This window comes from Nocardioides humilatus, from assembly GCF_008373755.1.
Classification (GTDB): Bacteria; Actinomycetota; Actinomycetes; order Propionibacteriales; family Nocardioidaceae; genus Nocardioides; species Nocardioides humilatus.
The window spans coordinates 1-245 of sequence record NZ_VUJV01000071.1; the positions used below are offsets into that span (position 1 = coordinate 1).

1 protein-coding gene is annotated in these 245 nt (G+C 76.3%); it reads right to left on the minus strand.

The annotated features are described in order from the left end of the window. Window positions 1-35 precede the first annotated feature (35 nt). Window positions 36-245, minus strand: a 210-nt coding sequence (locus F0U44_RS23180) for a hypothetical protein (protein WP_188113637.1), incomplete at its 5' end; no start/stop codon positions are given.

Consider the following 245-nt stretch of genomic DNA (forward strand, 5'->3'; position numbering starts at 1 on the left):
ATCCACGTCCCCCGGCCCGGGGGACACGGTGCGGATCAGCCCGTCGGAGGCACCCAGCTGATGCGGCGGCCGGTCAGGGCGACCCGCTGCGCGCCGTGCGGTGCGAAGTACACCCGCAGCACGGCCCGGGTCGCAACCGAGGTGGCGCCGGCCTCTGGAGCGTAGGTGCCGGCGTTGGTCCGCTGGCCGACGCCTGCCTCCGGCGGCACCGGACGGCCGACGGACTCGCCGAGCAGGGCGAACTC